The sequence below is a fragment of the Brevibacterium sediminis genome (genome assembly GCF_013623905.1).
Lineage (GTDB): Bacteria > Actinomycetota > Actinomycetes > Actinomycetales > Brevibacteriaceae > Brevibacterium > Brevibacterium sediminis.
Map to the genome: position 1 here is coordinate 57,721 of NZ_JABKDD010000014.1, position 17,258 is coordinate 74,978.

General features: G+C 64.3%; 15 protein-coding genes. 9 read left to right on the forward strand and 6 right to left on the reverse strand.

Translation table 11 applies throughout. From position 1 onward, the window contains the following. Window positions 1-11: 11 nt before the first annotated feature. On the reverse strand, window positions 12-1,142 hold the full coding sequence (locus tag HK108_RS15405) for an aldo/keto reductase (protein ID WP_229664209.1): 1,131 nt from the start codon (window positions 1,140-1,142) through the stop codon (window positions 12-14). A gap of 360 nt (window positions 1,143-1,502) precedes the next feature. On the opposite strand from HK108_RS15405, the gene HK108_RS15410 reads away from it, so the two are divergent. From HK108_RS15410 to HK108_RS15425, 4 genes are all read left to right on the forward strand, one after another. Continuing rightward, a complete protein-coding gene (locus tag HK108_RS15410; RefSeq protein ID WP_181272158.1) occupies window positions 1,503-2,630 on the forward strand; it encodes a magnesium and cobalt transport protein CorA in 1,128 nt (375 codons plus the stop codon). A 126-nt stretch (window positions 2,631-2,756) separates the two neighbouring features. Next, the gene (locus tag HK108_RS15415; protein WP_181272159.1) at window positions 2,757-3,632 is read left to right on the forward strand and encodes a glycerophosphodiester phosphodiesterase; all 876 of its coding nucleotides are present in this window, start codon (window positions 2,757-2,759) and stop codon (window positions 3,630-3,632) included. A 91-nt stretch (window positions 3,633-3,723) separates the two neighbouring features. Then, window positions 3,724-4,488 carry a pyrimidine reductase family protein gene (locus HK108_RS15420; protein ID WP_181272160.1) on the forward strand — a complete coding sequence of 255 codons (765 nt, stop codon included), beginning with the start codon at window positions 3,724-3,726 and terminating at the stop codon, window positions 4,486-4,488. Then, entirely contained in the window at window positions 4,485-4,994 is a 510-nt protein-coding gene (locus HK108_RS15425) for a flavin reductase family protein (protein WP_039206929.1), read from the forward strand. Before HK108_RS15420 ends, HK108_RS15425 begins: the two co-directional genes overlap by 4 nt. Before the next feature lie 239 nt (window positions 4,995-5,233). Here the strand turns inward: HK108_RS15425 and HK108_RS15430 are convergent, their stop codons facing one another. Further along, window positions 5,234-7,792 (reverse strand): ATP-dependent DNA ligase, encoded by a 2,559-nt coding sequence (locus tag HK108_RS15430; RefSeq protein WP_181272161.1) that lies wholly within the window; start codon window positions 7,790-7,792, stop codon window positions 5,234-5,236. A gap of 259 nt (window positions 7,793-8,051) precedes the next feature. Here HK108_RS15430 and HK108_RS15435 point away from each other — a divergent pair, with 259 nt between their 5' ends. The 4 genes from HK108_RS15435 to HK108_RS15450 are packed head-to-tail and all read left to right on the forward strand — an operon-like array spanning window position 8,052 to window position 12,316. After that, window positions 8,052-8,564 (forward strand): (2Fe-2S)-binding protein, encoded by a 513-nt coding sequence (locus HK108_RS15435; RefSeq protein ID WP_172170577.1) that lies wholly within the window; start codon window positions 8,052-8,054, stop codon window positions 8,562-8,564. Beyond that, window positions 8,561-9,595 (forward strand): FAD binding domain-containing protein, encoded by a 1,035-nt coding sequence (locus HK108_RS15440; RefSeq protein ID WP_181272162.1) that lies wholly within the window; start codon window positions 8,561-8,563, stop codon window positions 9,593-9,595. Before HK108_RS15435 ends, HK108_RS15440 begins: the two co-directional genes overlap by 4 nt. Next, complete coding sequence (locus HK108_RS15445; RefSeq protein WP_181272163.1) at window positions 9,588-11,660, forward strand: xanthine dehydrogenase family protein molybdopterin-binding subunit; 2,073 nt, start codon at window positions 9,588-9,590, stop codon at window positions 11,658-11,660. The genes HK108_RS15440 and HK108_RS15445 overlap by 8 nt, the downstream gene beginning before the upstream one ends. Then, on the forward strand, window positions 11,657-12,316 hold the full coding sequence (locus HK108_RS15450; RefSeq protein ID WP_181272164.1) for a nucleotidyltransferase family protein: 660 nt from the start codon (window positions 11,657-11,659) through the stop codon (window positions 12,314-12,316). The genes HK108_RS15445 and HK108_RS15450 overlap by 4 nt, the downstream gene beginning before the upstream one ends. Window positions 12,317-12,379: 63 nt before the next feature. On the opposite strand, the gene HK108_RS15455 is transcribed toward HK108_RS15450, so the two are convergent. The 4 genes from HK108_RS15455 to HK108_RS15470 are packed head-to-tail and all read right to left on the reverse strand — an operon-like array spanning window position 12,380 to window position 16,323. Further along, window positions 12,380-13,090, reverse strand: a complete 711-nt coding sequence (locus HK108_RS15455; RefSeq protein ID WP_181272165.1) for a glycosyltransferase family 2 protein — start codon at window positions 13,088-13,090, stop codon at window positions 12,380-12,382. Beyond that, a complete protein-coding gene (locus tag HK108_RS15460; protein WP_229664210.1) occupies window positions 13,087-14,517 on the reverse strand; it encodes a PIG-L family deacetylase in 1,431 nt (476 codons plus the stop codon). The genes HK108_RS15455 and HK108_RS15460 overlap by 4 nt, the downstream gene beginning before the upstream one ends. Then, window positions 14,489-15,547: an acyl-CoA dehydrogenase family protein gene (locus tag HK108_RS15465; protein WP_181272166.1), complete on the reverse strand. Its 1,059-nt coding sequence runs from the start codon at window positions 15,545-15,547 to the stop codon at window positions 14,489-14,491. Before HK108_RS15465 ends, HK108_RS15460 begins: the two co-directional genes overlap by 29 nt. Window positions 15,548-15,603: 56 nt before the next feature. Then, the gene (locus tag HK108_RS15470) at window positions 15,604-16,323 is read right to left on the reverse strand and encodes a hypothetical protein (protein ID WP_229664211.1); all 720 of its coding nucleotides are present in this window, start codon (window positions 16,321-16,323) and stop codon (window positions 15,604-15,606) included. Between the two features lie 613 nt (window positions 16,324-16,936). On the opposite strand from HK108_RS15470, the gene HK108_RS15475 reads away from it, so the two are divergent. Continuing rightward, the gene (locus HK108_RS15475; RefSeq protein ID WP_101544033.1) at window positions 16,937-17,215 is read left to right on the forward strand and encodes a DUF3263 domain-containing protein; all 279 of its coding nucleotides are present in this window, start codon (window positions 16,937-16,939) and stop codon (window positions 17,213-17,215) included. Window positions 17,216-17,258: the final 43 nt, after the last annotated feature.

A 17,258-nucleotide genomic window follows, 5' to 3' on the forward strand; every position in this document is an offset into this window, starting at 1 on the left:
TCCTCCCGCGTCTATGCGTCATCGCCGAAGACATGGCGACGCTGCTCGGCGTGGAACTCAGCCTCGGCGAGTTCGGGGCGGTCCTGCGCTGTCATCATTCTGTGCCAATGCGGATAGAAGGCAGGCAGCTGAGACGCCACAGTGATCCGATCCCGGGCGTCTGCCGGAAGCGTCAGCTCAGCGGCGTCGAGGTCCTCAGTGAGATGGTCGAACTTCCGGGCCGCGATCACCGTGCCGTCCACGCCCGGCCGATCAAGGATCCAGGAGATCACGACCTGCGGGATCGACCAGCCCAACTCGTTCGCAATCTGAGCGAAGAGTTCGATGAGATCATAGGCCCTCTTCTCATCAGTGACGTGGGGTTCCGGCCAACCGGTCCCCTGTCGGGTGTCCGAGGGCGTCTGCCGGCCGCGTCTGACCTTCCCGTTGAGGAGACCCTCCCCCAGCGGGCTCCAGCCGAACGTCGCCACGCCCAGGTCACGAGCGGCCGGGATCATCTCGTATTCGATCTCGCGTGCCTCGGGCGTGTAGTACACCTGCTGTGAGATCGGGCCCTCGAGGCCCGCCAGCCGCGCTTCGTAGACGGTCTTCGTCAGCTGCCAGGCACTGAAGTTCGAGACTCCCCAATACCGGACCTTCCCGGCCCTGATCATCTCGTTGACGGTGGCGATGGTCTCTGTGATCGGCGTCTGTCCGTCCCATTGGTGGATGTAGAGCAGATCGAGATGATCGGTGCGCAGTCGTTCGAGACTGTCCTCGACTGCTCGCGTCAGATGCTGTCTGCTTGCCCCGGAGTCGTTCGGGCCCTCTCCGGTGGGCATCCGCGCCTTGGAGGTGAGGATGACTTCATCGCGTTTGTCGCCCATGATCTCGCCGAGGACTCTTTCCGCGTCCCCGGCCGAGTAGAGGTTGGCTGTATCGATGAAGTTCACTCCACGGTCCAGAGCCTCGCGGAACTGGCGTCGGGCGTCATCTCCGCAGACCCCTGCGATCCTCTCGAATCCGCCACCGGATCCGAACGGAATGGTCCCCAGGGCCAGCCGTGAGACGCGCAGGCCCGAGTTCCCGAGTTGGGTGTAGTCCATGAGCAGCTCCTCCTCGCCATATCGTCGGGTGAGCACGTGTGCGGACTGGGTCCTCACGATTCCAGAAGGTTGAGGGGCTTCGCTACCCCTCCCCTCATTGCAGGGACCGGGATACAATTCGGGCTTGTCACTCTTGTCGCCGCCACCCAGGTCACCGGTGCCGCTCGAGGGGATGATGCTGAATGATTCGTCGCTGCGATCGGTGCCGATATCGGTCGAGTGGTCCAAGGCGTAGGTGGACAGTGTCGTCGCACGACCACTGATGTCCCCTGTGAAGCGCTTGTCCATCCTCGCGGGACCGACCGACTTCCCGGTCATCGGCGCCCCAGTTGATGACAGGTCGACGGGGGTGAATGATTCCACGGCCTGCCACGGCCTCGAGTATCGTCAAAGAGCTGTTGGACGAAGAGGAGCACCATGGGCAGATCACGCAGGCACAAGGCCGAGCGACCGTCACTGCGTAAGCGATCGGCGGTGGCGAATACGACGGCCCCCGAGGAACCGATGCTCTTGAGTCGCCGGATCATCGACAGCGAGCCACAAGAGATGAGCGTGGCCCGGTCTTTCGCCGAGGCGCTGTCCGCACATGACATGGACAGCTCCGGCTCGTCCGTCCCCGGTTCGATCACACAGGTCGTTATTCCCAGGTCCGCTCCCGGGTTGCTCGAGGAGATCGCCTCAACGTGGCAGCTGCACCCGGTCCTGGTCGATGACCTCTTCCACGCGAACCAGCGAGCCAAGGTCGAACGCTACGACGATGTGCTCTTCGTCGTCCTCAAATCGGCGGTCTACATCGATGCCAAGGAAGAGGTCGAGTTCAACGAGTTCCACCTTCTTATGAAAGACGCCGCGCTCGTCATCATCTGCCAAGGTGACCGCTTCATCGACGGTACGCCGATCCCAGCGGACACCAGCGGGGTCCAGGCGTACTTCACGAATGAGAAGCGCAGCTGGACGAAAGATCGCGAACTGCTCGCGCTCGGTCCCGAAGCACTCATCTACCGTCTGCTCGATACTGCGGTCGATACGTACTTCCCCGTCCTCGACGGTCTGCAGGTCGACAAGGACGGGATCGAGAGGCAGGTCTTCAGCGGGGACACAGCTGCTGCCGAGCGCATCTATCTCCTCAGCCAGGAGGTGATCGATGTCCTTCACAACTCCACCCACCTCAATCGACTGACGCAGGCGTTGGGCAACGGGGCGGCTAAGTACGCGATTCCCGACGACCTTCGCGCCTACCTCGATGATGTCACCGACCACCTCACGCGAGTCCTCGCCGAGGCGGGCGAGCTGAGAGAGGCCCTGTCGCAGATCCTCAACGTCAATTCCACCCTTGTCGCGCAGCGGCAGAACGAGGACATGAAGAAGATCTCCGGCTGGGCAGCGATCCTCTTCGCCCCCACCCTCGTCGGAGCGATCTACGGCATGAACTTCGAGGATATGCCCGAACTCCACTGGGCCTTCGGCTATCCGATGGCACTGGGGCTCATGCTCGGTCTGGGGGTTGTTCTCTACGTCGTCTTCCGCGTCAAGAAGTGGATGTGACGAGGTGACCTGACGGGGCGGCCGCCTCGGCGCAGGTCTTCGTTTTCCCACCCGTTCGTCCATTCTGCCGGTGACGTTCACGACGGCTTCGCCACAAGCTCACCTGCGCTTCGTAGCGTCGCGGACGTGAATACACAGAGAGAGACATCCACACGCACCCGTCCGTACACGATTCTCGCCACTGCAGTTCTCGCGGCCTCAGCCACTTTCGGCGCCGGCCTCGCCCCCGCGGCAGCCGCCGGGCTCGGCTCCGCCGGTGAAGCACCAGGACTCGGCTCCCCCAGCGGCTTCACCGCCCCGGACAAGGTCGCCGACATCGAATTCCCGACCACGATCTCCCACCGAGGCGGCGCCGACGTCTATCCGGAAGAATCCATGGAAGGATTCACCGCCTCGGCGAAGGACGGATTCCTCCCCGAGATGGACATCCAGTTCCTCGAAGACGGCACCCCTGTCCTCATCCACGACGACACCGCCGACCGCACCCTCAACGGCGCGACCGGACCCATCCGGGACCTCAGCAGGGAGGAATGGGACGCGGCCACGATCAAGCACCCGACCGGCGGAGAAGAAGCCGCCACCGTCACCCTCGACGAACTCCTTGACGAGATGGGCGGCGAGGTCGTCATGGTGCCCGAGATCAAACCCGGGGCCACCCCCGAGGAGGTCGACCGGGTTCTCGACGAATTCGACGAACGCGGGTTGAAGGATTCCCTCGTCGTCCAGTCTTTCGACTTCGAAGCGGCGAAGACGATCGCCGACCGCGGATACACCTCGCTCTACCTCATGGGCTCGACCATGCCGAAGGAATCACCGGCAGAGATCAAGGACGCCGGCATCGAATGGGTGGGACCGAGCAAGAACCTGCCGACGAACAAGATGCGGGAACTCGACAAGGCCGGCTTCCACGTCGCCCCGTACACACTGGCGACCGCGAAGGACGGTCACCGTCTGCCCGGGTTCATCGACGGCTATTTCACCGACGACGCTTGGACCGACTGACTCACTCGCGTCGGTGAACAGTCAGCGGGGTCCGGGTGATGGTCGGAAAATCCTCGCCGCGAGTGCCTGCGAGGTTCAGTAGACTGCATGGATGGAGCCACTCGAACGCGGTGCCCCGATCCCGGATCCGCTGACACCCTATCTCGAGGTCGACCGCACCCAGCCGCGGCACGAATGCTGGGTGACCGGTCATATGGTCGCCGGTCTTGACGGAACCGCTGCCATTCACGGACGCGTCGGTGCTCTGTCGACAGAACCCGATCAGGACCTGTTCCGACGGATGCGACAGATCGCCGATGTCGTCATGGTCGGCGCGCAGACAGTGCGCAGCGAAGGCTACGCTCCGATGCGGCTGAGCGAGTCCGCCCGAGCGCAGCGTCAAACACGGGGACAGTCCGAGATGCCTCCGGTGGCTGTCGTCAGTCGCAGCCTCGACCTCGACTGGTCGTCACAGGTCTTCACCGCAGCGCCCGAGCACGCGCGCACCATCGTCATCACGTGCGCAAAGGCCGATCCGGTGCGGCTGGCGGCCGCCGAACAGGCGGCCACGGTCATCATCGCCGGCGAGGAGCGGGTCGAACCAGCCGCCGCTCTGCAGGCCCTTGCCGGTCTCGGCTACCAAGTCGTCCTGTGCGAAGGCGGACCCAGGTGGCTCGGGGAGCTCGTCGCCGCAGACCGCCTCGACGAGCTGTGCCTGTCGATCTCACCGATGATGGGCGGCGATGCGCTGCCCGTCAGCGTCGCGCCGCCGGGAGCCGGCATCGCACAGTTCTCGCTGAAGTCGACGATGGTCGCCGATGACACTCTCTTCCTCCGATACGAAGCGAAGCCGGCGGCGGCGGAGGGACGATCATGAGCACCTCCGGGCTCGACGACCTCATGGGTTCGGTCGATTCTCCGCTCATCGTCGTCACCACCTCGGCGGAGGGCGAACGTGCCGGATGCTTAGTCGGATTCCATTCCCAGGCGAGCATCGATCCGGAGCACTACTGCTTCTGGCTGTCGAAGGCCAACCACACCTACCGGGTGGCGCTGCGTTCCGAGCGCTTCGCGGTGCACTTCCTCACCGACGTCGACCGCGAGTCGGCACGGCACTTCGGATCACTTTCAGGAATGGAGACGGACAAGTTCGCCGGTCTTGACTTCACCGTCACCGAGGATGGGGTGCCGCTGCTCGCGGACCTGCCCAACCGTCTCATCGTCGAACGCATCGCGATGCTCGACGACGGGAGCGATCATGTCTGCCTCACTGCACGTGTGCTTGCGACTGAGACGACGGGCGGCTTCGCATCGCTGCGCCCTTCGCAACTGGGAGACCTCACCCCCGGACACAGCGCCGAGGAACGGGCGATCCGCCCGTAAGCCGACCGCGTGCCGATCTGCTGTCAGCGATGACGGAGCAGATGGTCAGACACACCTCTGCTGTTGAGCCTATGACGACAACGGCAGAGTTCATTCGGAGTCGATGGCATGCCCGAAGTGCGTAACCCGCATCGCAATGCCATCGACCGGGTGGTCGTGGCCTTCCTCGCGGCTCTGCTCCTCGGTATGGGCGTGACGAAAGGTCTTTGAGGATCGGAGCAGAATCAGCGTCGACTGGTTCAGACTCGGACGTCCTCTGCGTCGATGTCGGAGCGCAGGCCGCGCCAGACCGGGTGCCGCAGGCGTCCGGCCTCGGTCAGGCCAGAGAACCGGACCTCCCCGACGAGGTCGGGTCGCACCCAGTGGGCATCTCGAGACTCGTCGGCCGGCACGGTGAGCGCCGGCGTCTTCCGCGACCGACGATCGAGGCTGGAGCGCAGCCTCCGCAGGGCCTCCTCGTCGAACCCGGTGCCCACGCGACCGAGGTAGTGGAGCCCTTCGTCGTCATGGGCGGCGACCAATAGCGAGGCGAAGCTGGATGAGCGTTCTCCTTCTCCGGTCCGCCAGCCGACGACAATGACATCGCGGGTCGAGCCGTGCTTGAGCTTGGTCCAGGTGCGGGTGCGCTTTCCGGGCAGATAGACGCTGTCGGTCCGCTTCGCCAGCACTCCTTCGAGTCGAAGCTTCCGGCTGGACTCGAAGGCGGCGTCGACGCTTCCTTCGAAGGCCTCGGGCACATGGATGTGCTCGCTCTCGGTCACGAGTTCGAACAGACGTGCGCGCCGTTCCGTATAGGGGGTGCGCAGCAACGACGATCCGTCCGCGTGGAGGACGTCGAAGAGCATGAGGTAGACAGGGGTGCGTCGCTGTTCCCGTTCGATATCGCTGTCCCGGCTCAGCCCCATTCTGCGCTGGAGCCGTCCGAAGTCCGGTCGGCTGCCCTGCCCGAGGGCGACGATCTCACCATCGAGGATGCAGTCGACATCGATACACTCGACCAGTTCGTGAAGCTCCGGGTACTTGTTCGTCATGTCATGGCCGTTGCGACTGGTCAGCTCGATGCTGCCGGTGCGCTCCCCGTCACCGGGCGCCACCCTCGCCAGCGCACGGATGCCGTCCCATTTCATCTCGAACGCCCAGTCCTCGGCCTCCCGCCGGAGGGAGCCGATGTCCCCGATGCTCGCGAGCATCGGGGACAGATCCGCCGGCAGAGCCTCTTTCTTCGCAGCTCGCTTCTTGGAGGTACGCCCGGTCGGCGTGCCCTTCTTCGATGAGTCGTCCGCTGCCGCCGACTGCTTCTTCGACTCGTCCTCCATGAGGTGGATCATCCAGTTCTTCTCGGGCTCCCTGTTCGGTCCGTGGTCCCCGGTGTTGAACAGGGCGAACCGCCGCACTCCCCCGAGACCGCCGTCCTCGCGCCCGTGGAGGACCGCGATGATCTCCTTGCCTTCTTGCCACTTCTCGACCTCGATGGTGCCTGCGTCCCAGATCTCGACGTCGCCGGCCCCGTACTCCCCTTTCGGGATCGTGCCTTCGAAGCTGCCGTATTCGAGGGGATGGTCCTCGGTCTGTACCGCCAGGTGGTTCTTCCCGGGGTCCGTCGGCGGCCCCTTCGGCAGGGCCCAGGAGACCAGCACACCGTCGTGTTCGAGTCGGAAGTCCCAGTGGAGGCTCCTCGCATGGTGCTCCTGGATGACGAAGGTCAGTTCGTCCCCGCTCGTTCCCTGTTTCGCTGGCACGGGTTCGCTCGTGCGCTTCGGATCCCGTTTGGACCGGTAGACCTCAAGTCGATCGCGCTCGGCTTTCGCGGCATCGTCCGACTTCGGGTCGGTTTGGGACTCCGAATCGGCCCCGGACTCCGGGGCCGAAGCGGTTCCTCCGGCCGCCTCGGCGAGGGGCTCGAGGAGGTCCCCGACCTCATCGACCCGGTCGAGAACCTCCTCGAAGCGCACCTGCTCGACGGCGGCCGGGTCGTCGAATTCGTCCCACCTGCGCGGTGCGGCAACCAAGGGGGTGAAGCGTCCGCGCAGAGAATACGGAGCCACCGTGGTCTTCGCCGCCGAGTTCTGCGACCAGTCGATGAGGACCTTGTTCTCCCGCAGCGTCTTCTTCATCGCAGAGACGATGAGCTTCTTGTGGTCGGCCTCCAGGCTGCGGGCAAGCTCATGGGCGACATCGGAGACCTGCTGCGAGCTCACCGACCCGTCCAGCGGTGCATAGAGGTGGACGCCTTTGGAACCGCTGGTCACCGGGTATGCGTCGAGGCCCATGCCCTCGAGCAGTTCGCGGACGAGCTGAGCCACCTCGATGCAGTCGGCCAATTCGCGTCCCGGGCCCGGGTCGAGGTCGAAGACCATCCGGTCAGGGTATCTGCTCTCGGAATCGATCGTGCCGGGACCCTTCGCCCCGGCCCTCACCGTCCACTGGGGCACATGGATCTCGAGCGCGGCCATCTGCGTGAGGTACGTCAGCGTCGCGAGATCGTTGACCAAGGGGTAGCGTTTGGTGCCGGTGCTGTGTCGGATCGCGCGGGAGCGGATCCATGACGGGGCGGATTCGGGCAGGTTCTTCTCGAAGAACACGTCCCCGGGGTCATCGGGAGTGCCGACCCCGTCGACCCAGCGTTTGCGCGTGGCGATCCGGTCCCGAGCATGACGAATGAGATGCGGCGCGATCGTGGCGCAGTAGTCGAGGATCTCACCCTTGGTCGTCTTGGTCTCCGGATAGAGGACCTTGTCCAGATTGCTCAATGTCAGCCGATGGCCCTCGACCGTGACCTTCTGCTCGTGGCGTGCCATTGGGCACCTCCTCCTGTGCACCGTTCGGGCTCATACCCAAGATCGTCCTTTCACGGTAGTCGGAGACCGCCATGGGCAACAGGGGGTGCGAGATCGTCCCGACCTCCCGCATCTGCGAGCGCCCGATCCTCACCACAGGTGGCCGAGTATCCGCGTCACAGACAGGGCCGCCGCGATGACGAAAGCTGACCCCTCTTGTCGGGGTGTCCGAACGGGGTTAGATTGGCCGGACGTCGACAACGCTGTCTGGAGGGCCCTCATGGGACACTCGCTGCACCTCACCGTCGACGGCCAGGAGCACACCCTGGTCGTGGATTCCCGAACCACCCTTCTCGATGCCCTGCGGGACAGGCTGGGGGTGATGTCTGCGAAGAAGGGCTGCGACCACGGCCAATGCGGGGCCTGCACCGTCCTCGTCGACGGCCGTCGGCTCAACTCCTGCCTCGCGCTCGCGCTCACCCACGACGGTGCCGAGGTCACGACCGCCGACGGTCTGGCTCCCGAAGGCGAACTCTCCACCTTGCATCGGGCGTTCCTCGCCCTCGACGCATTCCAGTGCGGATACTGCACCCCGGGGCAGGTGTGCTCGGCCGCCGGCATGCTGGCCGAGGCCGCCGATGACGCTCCGAGCGTGGTCACCGAGGACCTCGAAGGGCCCGTGGAGCTGTCCGAGGAGGAGATCCGCGAGCGGATGAGCGGCAACCTCTGTCGCTGCGGAGCCTACGTCAACATCGTCGCGGCCGTGAGCCGAGCCGCAGAGGAGTCACGATGAACCCCTTCGACTTCGAACGCGCAACCGACACCGCCGGTGCCGTCGCCAGTGTCGCCGACAGACCCGATGCTGTATTCCTCGCCGGGGGAACCAACCTCGTCGACCATCTCAAGCTCGGGGTCGCGGAACCCGCCCTGGTCGTCGACATCAATCGCCTCGATCTCACCGACATCGAAGAGCTGGCGGACGGGGGCCTGCGGATCGGTGCGATGGTGCGCAACAGCGATGCCGCCGCCGATCCGCGCATCCGCCGCGACTACCCGATGCTCTCACGCGCCCTGCTCTCCGGCGCCTCCGGTCAGCTGCGCAACGCGGCCACGATGGGCGGCAACCTGCTGCAGCGCACCCGGTGCGTGTACTTCCAGGACACGACGACCCCCTGCAACAAACGCGAACCCGGCTCCGGCTGCTCGGCCATCGGCGGCTACACCCGCTACCACGCGATCCTCGGTGCCTCAGCGGACTGTGTGGCGACGCATCCCTCGGATATGGCGGTCGCTCTGACCGCACTCGACGCCGAGGTCGTCGTCCTCGGTCCGACCGGTGAGCGCCGGATCCCGGTCACCGAGCTCCACAGGCTGCCCGGCGACCGCCCCGAGCAGGACACGGTCCTCGAGCACGGCGAGCTCATCACGGCACTCGAACTTCCCTGCGCGCGCATGGGACGTTCGACGTATCGGAAGATCCGCGATCGCGCGTCCTACGCTTTCGCTCTCGTCTCCGTCGCGGCCCGGGTCGACGTCGACGCCTCGGGACCGGCACCGATCATCCGTGAGACCTCGATCGCCCTCGGCGGAGTCGCCCACAAACCCTGGCGTGCACGCGCCGCCGAGGCGGTGCTGCGTGGTGCGGAACCGACCGCCGAGACGTTCCTGGCAGCCGCCGACGCCGAGCTCGAGGCCGCGGAGCCCCTCGAGGGCAACAGCTTCAAAATTCCGATGACCCGTGGAGCGATCACCACCGTGCTCGCCGAGCTCACCGGAGCCTCGGAAGACCTGCCGGAGACGACCACGGAGGACGCTCATGAGTGACCTGCTCACGACCACGTCCGTCGGCACTCACCAGGTGCGCCTCGACGGACCCGACAAGGTGCGTGGACGCGCCCCCTACGCCTACGAACACCCCCTGACCGATCCTCTCTACCTCTACCCCCTGCAGGCGGAGATCGCCCGCGGACGCGCAGCGCACATCGATGCCTCCGCGGCGGAAGCAGCCGAGGGGGTGGTGTACGTGCTCACCGCCGACAACGCACCCGAGCTGGCGAGCACAGATGACGGCGAACTCGCGATCCTGCGCTCTGCTGAGATCGGATTCCGCGGCCAGTACCTCGGCGCTGTCATCGCGACCACCCCCGAGCAGGCCCGCCACGCGGCCGAACTCGTCGATATCACCTACGATCAGGACGATCACGATGTCGAGCTGCGGGAGGACCACCCCGCCGCGCGAGAACCGGAGTCCGGCAGCGGGGATGTGCGCACAGGCGATGTCGACACGGCCCTCGCCGAGGCGGCCGTGAGCATCGATGAGCGCTACAGCACGCCCATGGAGCACAACAATCCCATGGAACCGCACACCACCGTCGCCCGCTGGGACGGAGACTCACTGACCCTGTGGACCTCCACGCAGGGGGTGCACCCCGCACGGTCGACTCTGGCACCGGTCCTCGGGGTGGAGCAGGAGAAGATCCGCATCATCTCCCCGCACGTCGGCGGCGGCTTCGGCTCCAAGGGCCTCCCCCACGCGGATATGATGCTCACTGCCCTCGCGGCACAGGCGGTGCCGGGTCGACCCGTGAAATATGCCGTGACCCGGCAGCAGATGTTCTCGATCACCGGCTATCGAGCTCCGACCCTGCAGCACATCCGTCTGGGCGCGAGAGCCGACGGCACGCTCACGGCCTTCGCTTATGATGCGATCTCAATGTCCTCGCAGACCAAGGAGTTCCCCGAGGAGTCGACGAAGCCGGGCCGCATGATGTACGCAGGCGACAACCGCCGCCTCACCCAGCGAGTGGTTCCCCTCGACGTGCCGGTGCCCTCCTGGATGCGTGCTCCCGGCGAGGCTCCAGGCATGGTCGGACTCGAAATCGCCATGGACGAACTCGCAGTGGCCGCCGGCCTCGACCCCATCGAGCTGCGGGTGCGCAATGACCCGACCACCGACCCGGACACCGGGCTGCCATTCAACCAGCGCCGCCTCGTCGATTGTCTGCGAGAAGGAGCAGACCGTTTCGGTTGGGAGAAGCGGAATCCGCAGCCGCGCACCCGTCAGGAGAACGGCTGGTTCATCGGCATGGGCGTGGCCTCTGCGACCTACCCGGCCGGTCGGCAGCCGGGCTCCGTCGCGCGGATCCGCCGCACTCCCGAAGGCTTCGAGGTCTCGATCGGTGCCGCCGATCTGGGCACCGGGACGTGGACCGTCCTGTCTCAGACTGCCGCGGACGCTCTCGGAGTTCCCATCGGGCAAGTAGATCTGCGAATCGGCGACACCGCGCTGCCGAACGCGACCGTGGCCGGCGGATCCACGGGTTTGGCGAGTTGGAGCACGGCGATCGTCTCCGCAGCCCAGGAGCTCCGTTCCGAGCACGGAGCCGATCCTGCCATCGGCGCCGAGGCCCAGGGTGAGGCCGAGGCCAATCCCGCGGCGGAGAAGTTCGCCCTGCACTCTTTCGGCGCCCATTTCGCCGAGGTCCGCATCCAGCCGACCACCGGTGAGATCCGACTCGACCGCATGTTCGGCATGTTCTCCGCCGGTCAGATCGTCAACCCGAGCACCGCACGCTCACAGCTCATCGGCGGCATGACCATGGGCGTCGGGATGGCTCTGCATGAGAAGGGCGAGCTCGACCCGCGCTTCGGTCACGTAGTCAACCACGACCTCGCGGAGTATCACGTTCCCGTCAACGCAGACATCACCGACATCGAGGCAGATTGGCTCGACGAGAAGGACCCGCACGCCGGTCCCCTCGGCGCGCGCGGCGTCGGTGAGATCGGCATCGTCGGTGCCGCAGCCGCGATCGCGAACGCCGCCTTCAACGCCACCGGAGTCCGAGTCCGCGATCTGCCGATCTTCGGCGACGCGTTCCTGCCGACGTGAGCGGCGAGACCGGGTCGACTCCTCCCAAACGACCCGTCCCCGGTCCCCCGAGAGGACTCATCCTCGCCGCCGGAGCCGGACGACGCCTCGGCCGAGGGCCGAAGGCACTGCTGACGCGGGAGGACGGGCTCACCCTGGTGGAGTCGATGGTCCTCGCCCTGCTCGACGGTGGCTGCCGGGACGTCACAGTCGTCACCGGAGCCTGCAGCGAGCAGGTCGCGAGCCTGCTGGGCGGGTGTGACCGCGTGTCCGTCGCGTTCAACCCTGACTGGTCTTCGGGTATGGGTTCCTCGCTGCGCCGCGGCCTGCAGGAGATCGGCCCCGGACCCGACGTCATGGTCACACCTGTGGACCGTCCCGGAATCTGTGCGGCGGAAGTCGCTCGTCTCATCGCCGCCCATCGTCCCCGTGCGATCACCGCTGCGGGCCACTGTGATGCGAATGGGTCGCTGCACCGCGGTCACCCTGTGCTCTTCGACGAGAGCTGGACGAGCCAGGCGGCTGCCGCCGCGCACGGCGACGTCGGTGCCCGCGACCTGCTCGCGACGCACAGATCTGTCGTCGACCTCGTCGACTGCTCCGACCTCGACGACGGGGCCGATGTCGATGTGCCCAAGGACCTGCACAGGCTGACCGTCGTCAGTTCTCGCGATTAGCTCTGGGTTGTCGGGAGCAACTCGGCCGGAGGCGCCCTGAAGTGCTGTGAGCAGAGTCGGGTCTCAAAGAAGGCTCTGCATAAAGCTGCTGAAGCCTCCCTCCGCGCGTCCCTCCAGACGGGCCGAGGTGAGAACCCGGCAGGTGTCGGTGCGTCTCACGTTTCCCCCCGCGGCGAGCAACGCAGCAACAGTTGCGGCATCTTCGCCGAGTGGCAGCTGAGGCATGCCGCCGATGATGTTGAGATACGAGCCTCGAATGCCCAGGTTCGCGCCGAACACGTGGGGATGGTCCTCAAGTAACGTGTGGTGAGAGTGCCATTTCGCGATCAGCGCTGCCGACCCGGTATCAGGTCGAGGCGACACTGTGCCGACCAGGCAGTCGCTTCCGGCTTCCGCCATGGCAAGGTGCGTCGTCAGCCAGTGGGTGGGAACTCTGCTGTCCGCATCGGTGAACGCAATCCATGTCAGGTCGAAGTTGACATCGCGATCAGCTTCAGCCGTCTGCTTGAAATGGTTCCAGGCGAAATTCCGAGCACTGCCCACGTTCTTGAACGTCGTCTCAAGTATCGTGACTTGTGGATGCTGTTCGGCGAAGTCTGCGACGCGACTCACCGTCTCGTCGGTACAGGCGTCGGCCACGACGAGGATTCGAGTGGAGGATTGCGCGAGCCCGTCAGGGAGCTGAGCACACGCTTGGGCCACCGAGTCGAGACAGCCGAGGATCTCGTCTTGTTCATTGTGAGCCGGGATGAGGATGCCCAAATGCGTGATCACTCAACGGCTTCCGCACGGAGGAAATCGTCAGTTTTGTCCACCGTCACGATATCGAGACGATACTCGGCCTCGGAGCGAAAATCGGTCCGCAGTCGGGGCCAGTAGTCCAGGCACGCGTCATGGACTTCATCGGCGGTCAGAGGCCAATCTTCGATGTCACCCTTCCAATGACAGAGAACGAGCACAAAGCGCGATGGGGTTGATTCATCAATGCGCTCCAACGTTCGTTGCAGCTGTGCACGTGTCAGATAGAAGCCGGTCTCTGAGAGGACGACGCAGTCGAAATGCCCTTCGGGCCATTCGTATGGGACAGTGGCGTGCAGGAAGGCTATTTCGGTTGCAGTGGTCGTCTGCAGACGTTTCGCTGTTTTCAGCGCCTCGCAGCTGGCATCGACAGCTGTCACTCTGACGCTGTAAGCGGCAAGCTCTCGAGTCAAAGCGCCGACTGAACAACCGATCTCGAGAATGTGGGAGAACGAGGTCGACGGGAGGTGGGACACAAGGGTCTCGCGTTTGGCGATTTCGTATTCGGAATCCCACACCGTCCACGGATCACTGCGTTCTCTGTGCACATCATCGAACACCGCCGACGCAGTGGACGCATCATTGATCCGCGAGCCTATTCCCTCCTGACCAGAGCTCGGCGATGCCGCACCGGATCTGAAATCTGTGAACACGAAGGTATCGTGGCTCCGGATGAAGTGTTCCAAATGGGCGCTGGTGAGGATCGCTTCGTCCCCGTGCTGATCCGACAGCGCTTCTGTCTGCGACGGGTAACACGCGAGCAGAGCATTTCGATCGAGACCTTGTGGGTCGGCTAAGATCCGCCAGGCCTGCCACCGAGGGTCTGTGGGAGCAGCCCAGTGCCAGAACCAGATGGGATACTCGAGCACTACGGCATGATGTGATCGCCCGATGTCCAGCGCCGCGGCGCCCACCGCCTCGTGGTCACAGTGCCCATCCCGGCTGTAAGGCGCAACGAGTGTCACCGGCCCATGTGATCGTGCGATCTCGTGTCGGATCACGTCTCTGATCTGGCTTGAATATTCGGGCAGCTGACCGTCGGGCAGATCGAGAAATCGACTGGAGTGCGCCTTGTCGAAGGTGCTCAGCGCACGATCGAACTCCTCCAGACGGATGCTTTTGAGCTGGTCGCCGGTATACGTCGGCGACTCAGGGTGCGATTTCTCGCCTGCGCTGAAGAGTAGGACTTTCAGCTGGCAGCTCCACTCATCGGCACGTGCGAGCAGCGCAGCGGCTCCCAGCGCTTCATCGTCTGGGTGTGCGGCAAGGACGATGATGGTTCCGCCTGTGGCGATTGTGCTCTCTGGAACCGCCGGAAGGTCAAGGGCACCCGCCTGCACCCAGGCATCTTCTCTGGTGCTGCGGTCTTGGTGGCTAAACCTCATCGACATCTGACTCTGCACAGATATTCTCGCCCAAAGCAGCTTCGTCCCGAGGCCCGTGATGCTGACTGAGGTAGACGGTGAGATCAGCGTCAGCTTTGGCAAATGCCGCATCACTCGTCAGAACCGCGGGACCGGCCAGCTCCCTGCTCAGAAGCTGGATCCGTTGGGCACTGCGGTATATGTTGTTGCGAACTCTCAGAGCCAGTCTCCACGCGTGTTCTCGCGAGAACTTCTCATCCCCATCCGCTGCAGCAGCAGTTTGCGCCAACATGGTGCGGACCGCGAAGATCTCAGCATCAAGCTGCCCGAGCTGCATCTCTCCCATCGGCGAGCGCCCAGCCCTGTTCAGGTGGGTTTGGGCTGCACGCCGGGCCAGTCCCAAAGCTCCACCGAACCAGCAGGCTGCCACGCGAATCCCGCCCCAAGCGAAAGAGGGGCGGTCAAGGTACCAATTCGGGGGGCCGACACTCGTCGCCGGTGCTCGGTCGAAGACGACTGAGCCGCTCGGGATTTCTCTGAGACCCAGACTCGGCCAAGCACCTGTCTGCGGTCGTACACGAGGGTGCCGAAGATTCACCGCGTAGGCTCGGTTCCCGTCGCTGCCGCTGGCGATGACGATCGCGTCGGTGAGTTCCGCGGCCAAAGAGCAGCACGCTTTCGTGCCGGTGAGGAGGTTCTCCGCACCGGCATCGATCACATTCACGCGATGTGTGGGCAGGTCAGCCGCGTACACGCCCCAGGCCGAATCGGGGTCAGGTGTTTCGTGTCCGGCCTCGGCGAGGATGCCCAGAGCGTCGACGTGGGGTTCAAGCATACGAGCGACGCCGATGTCGATCGCAGCCAGTTGAAGCAGCCTTTCCCATTGATCGATCTGAGGTGAACACCCTGTGAGCTGCAGAAGCCGGGCAAGGGCGGTGATCTTGTCGACAGCGGACGCACTGCTCGTGACGACCTCGGTGAGATCATCCCTGAAGTCTGGAGTTTCCCACCACGGTTCGAACGGTGTGGCGATGATCCGAGACGAGGTTGAGTCGAACAGGGTTTCCATTTCACGTCCTTCGGGCAGAACATCTTATCGGAACTCGGATGCTTGGCAGATCTCAGTCAACTGCTCTCCACCGTGTCGTCGGCATCTGTGCTGTTGTCTGTATAGACTCGCTGCCGCATCCGCTGGCCATGAGTCAGCTTCTGCACGTCGGCGTCAGTGTCGAAGCTGGCACCGAGGCCGCCGGCAACCACACCCATAGCTGCGCTGAGCCATGCGATGTCGAGGTAGTTGGTGAACGACGCGTCTTGTTGAATCTGTTGGGTCATAAATGCCGGATCGATAACGACGAGGCCGCCCAGGAGAATGAGGACGACCAGCGTCGCGTAGAGAGCGATCACAGTGATCAGCAGTGTGAGGACGGTGGAGAGGTTGTAGTACATGACCACCGTGGCCAGACGTTCGTTGACCGGTCGATCCCAGAGTTTGTGACTGGCGATCAACCAGGCGACCATCACTAGGATGGCGAGCGCGCCGATTGAGAGCAGCCGGAGGGTGGACAGGTAGGTCGACATCTGCCAGATCGAACTGTAGAAGATGCCGAAAGCTCCCGTTGCCGAGGCTGCCGCGAGTGCTCCTGAGAGTTTCGGAGCCGTGCGCCAAGGTTCGTTGGCAATCGTCATCCCCATGATCAGCCGTGGGCCTCCGGTGATGGTGTGGGCATGCAGGGACTGATGGCTGGAGTCTTCATTGTTCGACCAGTTCGACCATCCGAGCAGAAATTTGCGCGTCGTGGCTTCGGGGTCCCACGGAACCAACTTGTTCACCGAGCTCATCATGACTTTGATGATGCGGCGCTTGGTGGCCCACGCGCCGAGTGTGGGGCATGAGACGACCGCAAGGTTGCGGTCCGAGTAGACTTCGGCGATCAGAGGGTCGCCCTGGGTGTGCCGTGGGATCTCTGTGAGGATGAGGATGATGTTGACGTCAGGGTAATCAGCGCGGAGGTCTTCGACTGCGTCTAGAGCCAGCTCGCGCTCGGGTGTCAGATAGACTGTGTCGGTGCGAGTGTACAGCGTCGTTGTGACCCCATACGCCTCACGCAGAGAACGCTCTAACGAGGAGTGGATGGAAGCCGCTCGCCTGCTGGGCAGACCTGGGTCGGCTACGACCAGCACTTGAAGAGCCTGGGATGAGGTGGTGGGCATAAAGTCCTCCGCTACTCGACCAGCGAGTTGTGTAGGAGATTGTTCTGGTTCCGAAGTCTAGTGAGCGTAATCACTATGGGGTAGTCCTACACGTCGGCTTCGCGGTCTGAAGCTTTATCGCCAGCGCAACCGCGGACAACTGCTTCGGACTGGCCGGCGAGCGGTCCCCCTGAATCGAGGTGACCAAGACAGAGTGAGCAGCGACATACGCGGTGTCGAATTCTGCTGTGCCACAATGGTCTCCATGGTCCCCGGCACTGTGCACGAACTGTCCGAGCATGATCGGTTGATCCTCGATTTCGAGAAGACTGCGTCTACTGCGGCGGGGCGACACGAGTTGTGCCAGCGAATCGAACTTCCAGCAGAGAGGTACGCCATCGTGCTCGAGGGGATCGTGGATACGGACGCCGCATACGGTTACGCCCCGGACGTTGTGGAGCGGGTGAGGCGGTTGCGGGCGGAACGGTTCGCATTCGAACGCCGGCAAGGCCGATGGAAGAAGCACAGCAACTTCCCCCTATAGCCCGATAGGCCGCCATCAGATCAGCGCGGCTTCTCACCCGTCT

What these genes read in the sequence shown, in the direction of transcription:
- HK108_RS15410 (WP_181272158.1), top strand. Translation starts at nt 1,503, where the DNA reads ATGGGCAGATCACGCAGGCACAAGGCCGAGCGACCGTCACTGCGTAAG.
- HK108_RS15420 (WP_181272160.1), top strand. Translation starts at nt 3,724, where the DNA reads ATGGAGCCACTCGAACGCGGTGCCCCGATCCCGGATCCGCTGACACCC.
- HK108_RS15425 (WP_039206929.1), top strand. Translation starts at nt 4,485, where the DNA reads ATGAGCACCTCCGGGCTCGACGACCTCATGGGTTCGGTCGATTCTCCG.
- HK108_RS15430 (WP_181272161.1), bottom strand. Translation starts at nt 7,792, where the DNA reads ATGGCACGCCACGAGCAGAAGGTCACGGTCGAGGGCCATCGGCTGACA.
- HK108_RS15435 (WP_172170577.1), top strand. Translation starts at nt 8,052, where the DNA reads ATGGGACACTCGCTGCACCTCACCGTCGACGGCCAGGAGCACACCCTG.
- HK108_RS15440 (WP_181272162.1), top strand. Translation starts at nt 8,561, where the DNA reads ATGAACCCCTTCGACTTCGAACGCGCAACCGACACCGCCGGTGCCGTC.
- HK108_RS15445 (WP_181272163.1), top strand. Translation starts at nt 9,588, where the DNA reads ATGAGTGACCTGCTCACGACCACGTCCGTCGGCACTCACCAGGTGCGC.
- HK108_RS15465 (WP_181272166.1), bottom strand. Translation starts at nt 15,547, where the DNA reads ATGGAAACCCTGTTCGACTCAACCTCGTCTCGGATCATCGCCACACCG.
- HK108_RS15470 (WP_229664211.1), bottom strand. Translation starts at nt 16,323, where the DNA reads ATGATGAGCTCGGTGAACAAGTTGGTTCCGTGGGACCCCGAAGCCACG.
- HK108_RS15475 (WP_101544033.1), top strand. Translation starts at nt 16,937, where the DNA reads ATGGTCCCCGGCACTGTGCACGAACTGTCCGAGCATGATCGGTTGATC.